The following is a 416-nucleotide window of genomic DNA, read 5'->3' as shown; positions in this document are numbered from 1 at the left end:
GAGCAATGGCATATACGCCAAGCTGCAGTTGCCCAGACTCGCGAACCAGCTTCAGTGCCAGCTGTGTATTGGCATTTTGCACCATCCCTAACTCGCTGTAGGGAAGGAAATTTTGCACAAACACCTTCTCTTCATAAGGCGCAAGCCACGTAAAGTCAGGCTGGTTATCGGTGAAGACGCCGGTCATCAGCTCAATATAAGGGCCATTTTCATCAGTCAGATTTCGATCCCAGGCCTGGCCAAAATCCCCGTACCCCCAGCTCCACTGTTTCTTGCCAGGAGAGACATGGTGATCGGCAACATGCAGTAACCCGCCTCGCTCGTCATGATGATAAGCGCCGACAAAATCGTAATACGACTTCTCCGCCATATACGAAGTGGGTACCGGGACGTTTTTATAACGGGAGATATCAACC

The 416-nt window shown here is 51.0% G+C and carries 1 protein-coding gene; it reads right to left on the bottom strand.

Features of this window, described 5'->3' with window-relative positions; all coding sequences use genetic code 11:
* Positions 1-416: DUF5107 domain-containing protein (locus ACNQ0T_RS23245; RefSeq protein WP_417930389.1), on the bottom strand; the 416-nt coding region annotated here is incomplete at both ends.

The organism is Enterobacter cloacae complex sp.6700776 (assembly GCF_048284255.1).
Lineage (GTDB): Bacteria > Pseudomonadota > Gammaproteobacteria > Enterobacterales > Enterobacteriaceae > Enterobacter > Enterobacter intestinihominis.
This window is presented reverse-complemented; position numbering and strand designations above follow the sequence as displayed.